Origin of the sequence: Sphingomonas sp. TDK1 (genome assembly GCF_001650735.1) — a bacterium.
GTDB lineage: Bacteria > Pseudomonadota > Alphaproteobacteria > Sphingomonadales > Sphingomonadaceae > Sphingomonas.
Window position 1 is genome coordinate 267,510 of sequence record NZ_LXVY01000027.1, and the last position, 11,511, is coordinate 279,020.

Sequence of the window (11,511 nt, forward strand, 5' to 3'; positions counted from 1 at the left end):
TTTTCCCCCAAATCGGCAGGCGCGGCCCACGAGGGCGCAGGCCATCCCCGACGGGACGACCACGCACACGCCTAGTTTGTATCGGCTACGCCGCGCGCGTTAGGTCCGCGCGGCATAATTCTCAATTTTCAATGCTTTATAGGATTAACTTACAGCCGCGGTATTGATCCGCAGGAAGTAAAGTTCCGATCGAGTTTCACGCAGCCGGGCGCGTCACCGCAAGCACCTGCCAATTGGCCTGAGAAGCAAGCTGCGCGTAGATTGCTGGTAGCGCACCGGCTGCGCGCAGCCGCTGGAAGCCATCCGGATCCAGCGCATCAAGCTTCGCTACATCGATTGTCTGATATTCGAGCAGCAGCGTAGCGTCCTCGCCTTCGGCACCCGCGCGAGTCGCCTGACGCGCCTCAAGCAGATCGAGTTCGCGCAGCAGCCCGATGAGAACCAACGTGCGCGCACGCGCTGCTTCATAGTTCTCGCAAAACTGGAGTGCTTGCCGGGTAAGCGCCGTCGGCTCGCCGCCGTCGAACAACGGCATGGCCCCGGTATCACCTGCCTTCACCACGCGGTCGGAAGCATGGTCGAGGCACAGGATCAGGGCATCGCTACCCTCATCCCGGGCAAAGACGAACGGATGGCGACGCAGGTAAGCAGGAACATACACCCCCGGACGATAGCTCCCCGCGCTGACGAACTGATTTTGATCGGCTTCAAGGCCCATGATGACAAAAGGCTGGAGACTTTCACCCACAAAAACAATCGGAAAGTCGAGTGCCGCACGCTCAAATTCATCCACGGTCACTTCGATGATCGGTGCTTTTTCTGCAAAAGAGAAGCTACCCTCACCCGTACGAACCGAAATTTCGCGATGCGTCACACTGTGTACAGCTTGAGGAGCATCATAAAGCGGCATAGCGCCATTCACCTGCGCGCCCTGCTCTTCGGTAGGCGGCTTCTTGGTCTTCGTAGCACTTTTCATCGGAACCCCGGCGCTTGATCGTTTTTCCAGCTCGAAGCCTGCGATCGCGTGCTGGCAGCCCATGATCGCAACTGGATGGCTGCAGTTCCATGATCCCGCTGGCACCTTGGAGGCGCTGCGGGACCCGTAAACCCTGCTCCTCCCATTTTAGGCGCCCTGCCGAACTTATGGTTAAATCGGCGAAAACTTTCTGAAGATTCCCATTTTATGCCATTGAGGGGATTAGCATTTGCACTCTGTTGAAACTCGTGTGCACCTGCAGCAGCCGAATGATCGAATAGCCCCTAGTTTTCTAGCCGCGTTCCGCGAGAGGCGGCTCGGTTGGTCTGCACAGACTCGCGGCTTAGATAAGTGGATGGCCGCTGGTTGCTCATGCCGCTGCGAGAAGCGGCTGGTCGAAGTATATCTGGTCCGGCGTGCGACCGCCAAGCGTGGAGTGTGGTCTGACGGCATTGTAGAAGCCGGGATAGCGGCCGATACCAGCGCGAGCCTCGGGGACGGAGATGTAGGCGCGGAGGTAGACCTCCTCGTATTTCACCGAGCGCCAGAGGCGCTCCACGAACACATTGTCGCGCCAGCGCCCCCTCCAGCGCCTCGACGCAGAACGTAGCATCGAGCGAGATTGATAGCCGCCACGCCAGCGCCCGTCGGCTGAACCAGTCAACGATGGCGACGAGGTACACGAAACCGCGCGCCATCGGCACATAGATGATGCCGCTCGCTCAGACCTGGTTCGGCCGGGTCGCCGCTAGATTGCGCAGCAGATAGGGATAGACCTTGTTCTCGGGTGCCGGCTTCGACGTGTTCGGCCGGCGGTACAGTGCCTCCAGTCCCATCCGCTTCATCAGCGTGGCGACATGCAGCCGGCCTACCGCCATGCCCTCCTGCCGGAGCAGGTCGCAGCATCCGGCTGCCGGCAAATGGGTGAAGCAGGTGAAGCTTAACTGTAGGCGCCTGCAATCCTAGCAGCCATTGCTCGCAATCAGAGCCGATTTCTGCTCATTATCTGGCACCGGAGCGGCGCGGCTGCTCACGCTCGTTGACACTGGACTTGCGATCATCCGACCGTACTCGCAATCAGAATTGCCTGCTCACGCTTTGTGGCAATGAGAATGGGACGGTCGATCATACGGGGACGCCAGCTCCGCGAGGCTGGTCGGTCAGCTCGCTGGCGTGCTCGGGTCAAGCGTGACCGCGATGAAAGCACGAATGTTGGGCGGGCGGCTGACTGATTGATCCGGTGCCAAGCATCCATAAAGTCGGGCAGGCCCTCGATGCCGGGTGTGCACAGGATCAAACACGTGATCGAGCATAAGTCGGCCCGGGTCTGGCGACCAATCGCAGGCAACCGGAGACTGGCGTTCAATGTTGTCCCTCCCGACCAAGCATCTTGACAGGGGTGAAACGACCTGCAAACTTTGGTACATAAAAGGATGTTCTTGTATGTATTTGAACAGCAAGTGAGTCCTTAAGAAGGGTCCGGGTTAGGGGATTCTCGTGCGTCATTGCGTTGCGTCTGATATGGATTGCGCGAGTAACAACAGCGGTGGCGCCCAACCCAATTCGGACTTGAAGTCTGATGAATATACTTTCGCCCCGAAAAATTTCAGAACGGGAAGCGCAGTAGGCAGCTCGACGCTTTTTCGCGCTGAGGCGATTAAGTATGCGTATCGTCTCGAAGGAGACGTGGTGATTACACGAGCGCCCTCCCTAACGCTGATCACATTATTATTGGCATTTATAGGGTGTGTGCTCGTCACATGGGTTGCGGTCGGACGCTATGCGCGCACCGAGCATGTTATTGGGCAGGTCGTTACCGCGGGTGCGCTCTCGAAAGTCTATGCGGAGCGGCCGGGGCGCATTCTCTGGCTAGGCGTGAAGGAAGGCGATTATGTCCGTGCTGGACAGGCTTTGGCTCGAGTTAGGGTAGAGCAACCGCTTTCTGATGGTAGCCTGCCGAGCGACGCGCATGCCGCATCCTTGGGACAGCAAGCAGATGCTATTCGACGCCAGATTGTCAACGAGGATGCCCGCGCTGCAGCTGAGCAGGTACGCTTGGCACGTCTAATAAAGGATCTGGATGAAGAGAAGGCTCAGCTTGGGACGCAGATCGAGTTCCAGAAAGCCGCCGTAGAATCAACGAAGCGCTCGTTCGAGGTGCTAGGTGCGCTTGGCGCCAAGGGCTTCGTCTCGCAGACGGAGCAGGAGCGCCGCCGACAGGCGTGGTTGGGTGCGGCTGCCCAATACCAAGCCACGGTTCAGCAGATGTCGCAACTGTCGGAGCGGCGTGGCACTGCGCAGGCGGAACTGTCGAAATTGCCTGGCGACCATTCGACGCGCGATGCTGAATTCCGACGATCGCTTGCAGATCTGGATGGGCGCCGCATCGACGCCGAGAGCGCGCGAGGCTTTGTAATTACCGCGCCCGTGGGTGGGCGTGTTACCGCGCTTCAGGCGGTCGCTGGCCGCACAAGCGACGGGCGGTTGCCGTTGTTGGCGATCGTGCCCTTGGACAGCCGAATGGAGGTCACGCTGTTCGCACCTAGCCGAGCAATCGGTTTGGCGCGTGTCGGGCAGAGCGTTCGCCTGCGCTACGACGCCTTTCCCTATCAGCGCTTTGGCACCTTTAGCGGTCGGATCATTGCTATCTCGCGCTCGGCGTTGGCGCCTGAGGAAGTGGACTCGGCGCTCAAGTTCGGCGAACCTGTCTACACATTGCGTGTCCGTTTGGATCAGCAGCGTATCAGCGCGTTTGGCCAGGATATGCCTCTGGAGCCTGGGATGACGCTTCAGGCCGACATCGCGCTCGATCGCCGCAGCTTCCTGGACTGGCTCCTCGAACCAATCCGCGCGGTGCAGTCGCGGGCATGAGCGACATCGGGCTCCTGCTTGGGCGGCGCGGCGTGCCGATGGTCTATCAAGATGAGGCGGCGGAGTGCGGCCTTGCATGCCTCGCCATGGTTGCTGGCCATTATGGGCACGAAATCGACATGCTGTCGCTGCGTGTACGATTTGGCGCGAGCATAAAGGGCATGACGCTCGCGACGCTATTGCAGGTCGCGGACAAATTGAAACTTGACGCGAGGCCGTTGCGCGCGGACCCGGAGGACCTGCGAGAGGTCGCGCTGCCAGCAATCCTGCACTGGGGCCTCAATCATTTCGTCGTGCTGACCGCGATCAAACGGCGCGGCGGGATGACCCGCTATCTGCTCAACGATCCGGCGCTCGGGGTGCGCGCCGTGACCGGCGAGGAGCTTTCTCGGCTCTTCACCGGCGTGGTTATCGAGTTGCGGCCCGCTATTGCTTTCGAGCGCCGCCGAGAGCGTGCCCGACTGGCATTCTGGCAGCTATGGACCAATGCCTCAGGTCTGGCGCCGGCATTGGGACGTATCCTAGTGCTGTCGTTCCTGATCGAAATGTTTGTGCTGGCGGCGCCCTTCTACCTTCAGATCGGCATCGACAGCGTAATCCCGGCGCAGGATCTGGACTTCCTTGCGGCATTGGCGCTCGGCTTCGGCGCAGTTGCGGTACTGAGCCAGGTAACCGCTCTCGTTCGTTCCTGGTCCGTGGTGGGACTGTCGAATGAACTCGGCTACCGTCTCGCTTCCAATCTCTTCCGGCATATGGCGCGCTTACCCGTGCCTTGGTTCGAGCGGCGCACGGTCGGCGATGTCCTCACGCGCTTCAACGCAGTCCAGCCAATCACGGACCTGCTGGGCGGAGGGCTTATTCAAGCTGTAATCGACGCCTGCCTATCGGTGTTGACCCTGGCGCTCATGTTTCTGTATTCGCCGATGCTTAGCCTGGTTACCCTTTGCGCCCTGGGGATATACATCCTCATGCGTCTTGCCTGGTTCGGCGCACTCAAGGCAGGCAATATCAACATCATCCAAGCGCAAGCCGCAGAACAGTCGGTACTTATCGAAACAATCCGCGGAATTGTACCCATTCGTCTGTTCGGGCGCGAGAGCGAGCGGCTGCGCGTATGGCAGACGCGCAGGGTGCAGGTAGTTAATGCTGGCGTCAGGATTGCGCGGATGCAGGCCATTTTCGGAGCCGCGAACGGCACAATTGTTGTGCTTGAGAACATCCTATTCGTCTATCTCGCCATCCGTCTGAGCATCGCCAACGCCTTCACTGTCGGCATGATCATGGCCTTCGCCGCCTATAAACAGCAGTTCCTGGCCTCGAGCCTGAACGTGGTGGGGCGCGTCATCGATTATCGCATGCTCGATGTGCAGCTCGGCCGGATCGGCGACATCGCGTTGACCGCGCCTGAGCCACAGCCATTGGCGGGCGGCCTTGGTGCTATCGAAACGATCGCGTTCGAGGGTGTCCGGTTCGCGTATGCCGCCGGAGATCCGGAGATCCTCCGAGGTATCGATCTTTCCATTCATCACGGTGAAACCGTCGCAATTGTCGGTGCGTCGGGAAGCGGCAAGACGACGTTGCTGAAGATGCTCCTGGGGCTCGCCCAGCCGAGCGAAGGCCATGTTCTGGTCAATGGCAAGCGCCTGACGCCGGCGATGCTCGGCGGCTATCGCGAGCAGGTGTCCTCGGTCATGCAGGACGACCAGCTTTTTGCCGGCTCGATCGCGGAGAATATCTCCTTCTTCGATCCCGAGATTGATCTGGAACGAGTCGTGGAAGCGGCCCGGCTGGCAGTAATTCATGACGACATAGCGACCATGCCGATGGGGTATGAATCGCTGGTCGGTGACATGGGCTCCGCGCTTTCAGGCGGCCAGAAGCAGCGCGTTCTGCTGGCGCGCGCCTTGTATCGCTCGCCGAGGCTTCTCGTCATGGACAAGGCCACTGCGCATCTGGATGGGCCGACCGAAGCCAAGGTCAATGCTTCACTCAAGGGAATGGGGATCACCTGCGTGGTCGTCGCACACCGACAATCCACCATCGCCAATGCTGATCGCGTGCTCGTCCTCGAGCAAGGGCGGATCGCAACGGCCCCACCGATAGAGCAGGGAGGAGGAGAGCATGATCTGATCAATGCCGCCTGAACGTCACCAAGGAATTTCATCAGTCTGAAAGAAGGATATCACTATGCTTCGCGAACTTTCGATGGACGAAATCGGCTTTGTGTCCGGCGGCCAGACCTCAAGCCCCCGGCCTCAACCCACCGGCCCTGGCACTGTCGGCACCGGCGGCAGCAGTGGTGGCGGCGTGACCGTCTATAGCGGCGGCGGCGGATCGGTTTCGGTAGGGACCACCGGCGGTTTCCCACCTAGTGGCGGGACCGTCACGGGAACCATTACCTGGGGCGGAAGCTCAGGCGGTGGTGGCAGCAGCGGCGGCGGCGGCGGCGGCACCGACTGGGACTCGGAAGCACGCCGCCTTCAAGATCAAAATGACCGCGATAGCGGCCAAACCAAATCGGGCAACTCTCCCGACTGATAACGTCTTTCTGTTTTGTGCGGGCGGCCTACCACCGCCCGCCGCTTTGCAAATGGTTGGGTCAGATGAGGCTTGAGTACCTTCTTACCAGCGGCATGTTTGCTATCGCTATTTTCCCTTTCGTTGCGTCCGCGCAGCAACAGCAGGAACCAAAGGCTGGTTTTAGCTTCGACGCGGGCAAGGCAACACAATGGATACAACTGGCGGGGGCTGAGGAGGACGGGATCATCATTCCGGTAACCGTGAACGGCCATGCGACCTTCGCTGATATCGACACCGGATCGACGCTCCCAGGAGTGGCCTTGATTTCGTCGAAGCTCTTGGCGGATGAGGAGAAGACAGGTGATCACGTCGTCACAGCACGTGCCTATGGCGGGACCGCCCATTTTGCTCGAGGACAGGTAGGCTCGTTCGTGCTCGGCGGCATCGTCCTCACGAACCAGCCTGTCACTGTAACCGATATGCGCTTGCAGCGGGATTCGAGGGTGGGGGTGTCGATTGGCCTGAACCTCCTATCAGGCGTTACACTTCAAGTAGATTGGGAGCATCATCGAGCCCGCTTCATCCTAGGCGGCGATCTCCCAAAAACTACAAGCGTGATCAGTTTAGCGTTAGATGAACGGTCGAGGCTCCTCACGTTGGATGCGACAATCTGCGACGTTGCCGTCAAAGCTGTGCTCGACAGCGGCACTGACAGCGACATGCACATAGTTCCCGAGAGGCCCGAACTCCAACGCTGTGCGGGTAAGGAGCGTAGCGACATTCGCGGCACTGGAGATGGCGGCGCAACAATAAAAGGATTGGCCGCCATCCCTGCTTTGAGCGTAGGGACGCGTCCGTTTGGCCCCGTAATCGCGAATATAGATACGGAATCTGGACCGCTCACGAGAGACAATATTTCAACATCAATAGGGTTAGGAGTGCTCCGGCGTTCGAATTTCGTGCTCGACATCGGCAATCGCGCAATGCTTTTTTATGGGCCGGATCGGGCACCCAAGGTCATCTACCGCCCGCGCGTGGGAATCCAGTATCGCGAGGACGGGAACGGGCTACTGATCACACACCTGATGCTGAATTCGCCAGCTGCGGCTTCTGGCCTCAAAGCCGGCGACCGGATCTGTTCGCTAAATGGCAGAACCATAGCGTCTCTGGACGGCGTGTATGACTCCATAAGTCCGCCTGCAGGTACGTCGGTTCGGGTGGGTGTATGCGGAGGACCGACGATCACGATTGTCGCACAAGACTTCATGGCGCTCCCCGGCGTTCGTGATAAGGCCTTCCCAGAGGGGACGCTGCCGATAGTCGAACCTACGGGCGTGGGCGACGTTACCGAGGCTTTCGCTCGTTGCCAGGGCGAACCTGGCGCCGAAACGGCGAAGGCTTGTTCGGTGGTGCTCAATGCACCGGGGGTGGCGAATTTCTGGAAGGACGTCGCGCGCATGAAGCGCGCCGCAGCACTTCCAGGTGTTGTGACCCCGGGGAGCCATTAGCTCGCGGAGATACTGGATTTTGACCCAGCACACGTCGGTGAAATCGGCTTTCAATAAACGAACGTTTCTGACGCGTGTGGCGTGCTGGACCGAGTGCGACGCATTTCCGACGCTGCCAGTTTATCAAAACTGTTCTGGAAACCAGCGTCGCAAAACGCTATGCTCGCGACGAGTTTAGAGAAGATCGGGCGATGCGGGTTGGTTATGCCAGGGTCAGTACCAGTGATCAGAACCCCGAGCTTCAGCTCGAGGCGCTGCGCCGCGCCGGCTGCGAGAAGGTCTTCACCGAAAAGGCATCGGGCGCGCGGGATGATCGCCCCGAACTCAAGCGCATCCTGGACGACGTTCTGCGCGCCGGCGACACGCTGGTCGTGTGGAAGTTGGATCGCCTCGCGCGGTCGCTGAAGAAGCTGATCGCGACGGCCGAGGAGCTTGAGCGCAGCCAGGTCGGGTTCGTGTCGCTGACCTAGAGCATCGACACCACGACCCCCGGCGGCATGCTGACCTTCCATGTGTTCGGCGCCATCGCACAGTTCGAGCGCGCGTTGATCCGCGAGGGACAACCGCGGGGCTGATCGAGGCACGGCGTCAGGGGCGGAAAGGCGGGCGGCCGCCGGTAATGCGTGCCGGCGACGTGGCGGCCGCCCGCGCGATGATGGCAGACGGGTCGCTGCCAGTCCGTGATATCGCGAAGCGTATGGGCGTTTCCGTAGCCACGCTCTACCGATACGCTGGCAAGCGCGGCCCTGCCGCACAGGAGTCTGCAACCGCACATGCCTGATCGGGCGAAGCGGCCGCCCAGTGAGGCGCTGGTCGACTTGTCCCGACGATTGTCGCTTCTGTCCCCTCGCGATCCTGGTCGCTCGGAGATCGTCGCCCGCGCGGCGTCTGCCTATGGGATCTCGATCACCACCATGTACCGCGCCTTGCGCGAACTGAACCGACCGAAGGCGATCCGACGCAGCGATCACGGCAAGACGCGTGTCGCGCCGCAGGCGGAGATGGAGCGGTACGCCGATATCATCGCTGCGCTGAAGATCAGGACCACGAACAACAAGGGCCGCCATGTTTCCGCGGCGCGCGCCATCCAATTCCTCGAAACAGAGGGTGTCGAGACGCCAGAGGGATTGGTGAAGGTGCCACCAGGCCTATTGAAACGCGCGACGATCGACCGGCTGCTGCGGTCATCCGGACTGGACTCGGCCCGTGTTACAAGGCCCGGGGCCGCAGTTCGCTTCCAAGCGCGGCGCGCGAACGAATTGTGGCATTTCGATATGAGCCCTTCGGATCTGAAGCAGGTCGAGGCGCCGCTCTGGGCCGAGCAAGGCCGTGGCAAACCGACGTTGATGCTGTTCTCCGTCGTCGATGACCGGTCGGGCGTCGTCTATCAGGAATATCGCTGCGTCTACGGCGAGGATGCGGAATCGGCGCTGCGCTTTCTGTTCAACGCCTTCGCCGCCAAGCCTGAGCCCGAGCTGCCGTTCCAGGGGCTGCCCATCACCATATATATGGACAACGGTCCGGTCAGCCGCTCGCGCGTTTTTCAATCGGTGATGGGAAGTCTCGGCGTCCGCGTCCAAACCCATCTGCCGCCCAAGCCTGGCGATCGGCACACTGCGGCGCGCGCGAAAGGCAAGGTCTAGCGGCCGTTCCGTACGATCAAGGAAGTGCACGAAACCCTCTACCATTTCCACAAGCCCAAGGATGAAGCCGAGGCGAACCAGTGGTTGCGCCGCGCGCTCGTCACCTACAACAACGCCGATCACCGCTCCGAACCGCATGCCCGCATCGAGGATTGGCTGCGGCATCTCCCTGCTGAGGGCGTGCGGGCGATGTGCTCATGGGAGCGGTTCTGCGCCTTTGTGCGCGAGCCGGAGCATCGCACCGTCGGCGGCGATGCGACCATCTCGGTCGAAGGCGCCTCCTACGAGGTCGAGCCACATCTCGCCGGTGAGACGGTCACGGTGCTGTGGGGGCTGTTTGACCAAGCTCTGTTCATCGAACATGACGGCAAGCGGTTCGGCCCTTTCGAGCCATCGCGCGGCGCGATACCGCTGTATCGCTACCGGAAATATCAGAAGAGCCGGGCCGAGGAGCGGCTGGACAAGGTCGTGCGCCTTGCCGACCAGCTCGGCTTGCCTCGCGCGACGGTCACGGGCGGCGATCGGCCGTTGCCGTCGCTGCCACGGTCCACCGCAGGTCTTGCGGTTCGTAGAATGCCGTTCCCCGAACCCGTCGTTGAGACGACGTATGCGTCGAGCCTTGCTGCGCGACGGGCGATCGTCGAGCAACTCCGCCACCCGCTCGGGGCGCTGCCCGAGGAAGATCGCGCGTTCATAGACACCCTGCTGGGCGAAACGCTCGACAAAACCACGATCGCCGATCGCGTCCGCGATCGGTTTCACGCGCGAAGGAAGGTTGATGCTGGCAGATGTGCAATCCACCTATGGGCTCGCCCGCCCCTTCCAGGGGGCGGGCAACTTCGAGACGGAGCACCAGCGCACCATCGTCCGTCAGGTCTGTGCCGCCGTCCAGACCGGCAGGCTGATCGTGGTTTCAGGATTGGTCGGCTCGGGCAAAACCCATCTGTTGCGCCGGATCGAGGATGAACTTGCCAGAGCCGGCAGGGTGGCTGTGGCCAAGTCGCTCGCGGTCGACAAGAAGCGCACGTCGCTGTCCTCGCTGATCGAGGCGCTGTTCTATGACCTGTCCCCTGGCGATCGTGCACAGGTGAAGATTCCCAAGCAGGCGGAGCGGCGCGAACGCGATCTCCGCGACTTGATGCGCAAGGGCAAGCGGCCGATCGTGCTGGTGGTCGACGAGGCACATGACCTCCACCACAAGACGCTCACCGGCCTCAAGCGATTGATGGAGGTAGTAGCCGACGCCGGCGTGCTGCTGTCCGTCCTGCTGGTGGGTCATCCGCGGTTGCGCAACGACCTGCGGCGCCCGCAGATGGAGGAGATCGGGTACCGCACCACGATCTTCGACTATGAGGGCATCGGGGCGGAACGGCGTGACTACGTCACCTGGCTGCTGGGTGCCTGCGCTGCCGAGGGCGTGAAGCTATCGGAGCTGATGGAGGACGACGCGATCGACCTCATCGCCGATCGGCTACGAACACCGCTGCAGATCGAGATGCACCTGACGCTCGCCTTCGAGCAGGGGTTTCGCTTCGACACCAAACCGATCACCGTTGAGATCGTCGAACAGGTGCTGTCGCGCGCGATCGACGATCTGGAGCCGACGCTGACGCGCAACGGGTACGACGCCGGCCTGCTCGCCAGCCACCTGGGTGCCCGGCCGTCCGATGTCCGGGCGTTCCTCGCAGGCATGCTTGATCCCGAGCATACCCGCGAGCTGACAGAGCAGCTGCGCGAAGCCGGCGTCCCTTTATGATCGACGGTCCAGTTCTCATTGGCGCAAAGCGCGAGCAGGCCGCTCCGATTGCGAGCACGGCGGGATGATTGCAAGTCCAGTGTCAAAGAGCGTGAGCAGACGCGCCGCTCCACTGTCAGATAATTCGAGCAAAAAACGGCTCTGATTGCGAGCAAAGGCTGCTAGAGCATCTTCACGATGGGCGGAATCGCGAGGGATTCCCTTTTCGGTTGTCGTGTGATTCATAGGCGTCCGTCA

Annotated in this window: 6 protein-coding genes and 3 pseudogenes; 7 read left to right on the forward strand and 2 right to left on the reverse strand. The window is 61.1% G+C overall.

Annotation, left to right across the window (positions count from 1 at the left end):
* Positions 1–196: 196 nt before the first annotated feature.
* Positions 197–1,039, reverse strand: a complete 843-nt coding sequence (locus tag A7X12_RS15300; protein WP_064312439.1) for a SapC family protein — start codon at positions 1,037–1,039, stop codon at positions 197–199.
* A gap of 307 nt (positions 1,040–1,346) precedes the next feature.
* Positions 1,347–1,918 (reverse strand): annotated as a pseudogene (locus A7X12_RS25610) (integrase core domain-containing protein); the annotation flags it as partial.
* A 627-nt stretch (positions 1,919–2,545) separates the two neighbouring features.
* Between A7X12_RS25610 and A7X12_RS15310 the strand changes: the two are divergent.
* The 7 genes and pseudogenes from A7X12_RS15310 (at position 2,546) to A7X12_RS15335 (ending at position 11,274) form a co-directional block, all read left to right on the forward strand.
* The gene (locus A7X12_RS15310; RefSeq protein WP_198162043.1) at positions 2,546–3,847 is read left to right on the forward strand and encodes an HlyD family secretion protein; all 1,302 of its coding nucleotides are present in this window, start codon (positions 2,546–2,548) and stop codon (positions 3,845–3,847) included.
* Positions 3,844–5,991: a peptidase domain-containing ABC transporter gene (locus A7X12_RS15315; RefSeq protein WP_064312442.1), complete on the forward strand. Its 2,148-nt coding sequence runs from the start codon at positions 3,844–3,846 to the stop codon at positions 5,989–5,991. Before A7X12_RS15310 ends, A7X12_RS15315 begins: the two co-directional genes overlap by 4 nt.
* 43 nt (positions 5,992–6,034) lie before the next feature.
* Entirely contained in the window at positions 6,035–6,385 is a 351-nt protein-coding gene (locus tag A7X12_RS25615) for a hypothetical protein (protein WP_157105614.1), read from the forward strand.
* Positions 6,386–6,450: 65 nt separating this feature from the next.
* Complete coding sequence (locus A7X12_RS15320; RefSeq protein WP_064312443.1) at positions 6,451–7,875, forward strand: aspartyl protease family protein; 1,425 nt, start codon at positions 6,451–6,453, stop codon at positions 7,873–7,875.
* A 191-nt stretch (positions 7,876–8,066) separates the two neighbouring features.
* A pseudogene (locus A7X12_RS15325) lies at positions 8,067–8,656 on the forward strand (recombinase family protein).
* Positions 8,649–10,286: pseudogene (locus A7X12_RS15330) on the forward strand (IS481 family transposase); the annotation flags it as partial. The pseudogenes A7X12_RS15325 and A7X12_RS15330, both read left to right, overlap by 8 nt.
* 10 nt (positions 10,287–10,296) lie before the next feature.
* Entirely contained in the window at positions 10,297–11,274 is a 978-nt protein-coding gene (locus A7X12_RS15335) for an ExeA family protein (protein ID WP_064312444.1), read from the forward strand.
* Positions 11,275–11,511 lie beyond the last annotated feature (237 nt).

What these genes read in the sequence shown, in the direction of transcription:
- A7X12_RS15300 (WP_064312439.1), bottom strand. Translation starts at nt 1,039, where the DNA reads ATGGGCTGCCAGCACGCGATCGCAGGCTTCGAGCTGGAAAAACGATCA.
- A7X12_RS15315 (WP_064312442.1), top strand. Translation starts at nt 3,844, where the DNA reads ATGAGCGACATCGGGCTCCTGCTTGGGCGGCGCGGCGTGCCGATGGTC.
- A7X12_RS25615 (WP_157105614.1), top strand. Translation starts at nt 6,035, where the DNA reads ATGCTTCGCGAACTTTCGATGGACGAAATCGGCTTTGTGTCCGGCGGC.
- A7X12_RS15320 (WP_064312443.1), top strand. Translation starts at nt 6,451, where the DNA reads ATGAGGCTTGAGTACCTTCTTACCAGCGGCATGTTTGCTATCGCTATT.
- A7X12_RS15335 (WP_064312444.1), top strand. Translation starts at nt 10,297, where the DNA reads ATGCTGGCAGATGTGCAATCCACCTATGGGCTCGCCCGCCCCTTCCAG.